General features: G+C 62.4%; 1 protein-coding gene. It reads right to left on the bottom strand.

All coding sequences use genetic code 11. The annotated features are described in order from the left end of the window. Positions 1-237, bottom strand: a 237-nt coding sequence (locus AC0IYH_RS33935) for a DUF4345 family protein (RefSeq protein ID WP_471838865.1), incomplete at both ends; no start/stop codon positions are given.

Genomic DNA, 237 nt, shown 5'->3' with positions numbered 1-237 from the left:
GGTTGAAGGTCTGCTGCGCGCCACCATCGAGCCACATACCGACAATGCGGCCCAGTGCCAGGCTGACGTAGAGCACCAGCAGTAACGTCAGCGCCGGGCTAGTCAACTCGCGCAGCCACAAACCCAAACCGAGAAAGACCGCCACCCCCACCTGTAGGGCGCCGTAATAGGCCCGAACATCGGTCACCGCCGTCGCCTCCATCAGCAACATACCGCTGATTGCGCCCATCTCTTGGG

Source organism: Pseudomonas sp. AC463 (assembly GCF_979253585.1).
Note: the sequence above shows the minus strand (reverse complement) of the source record. Positions and strands in the feature narration are given on the sequence as shown.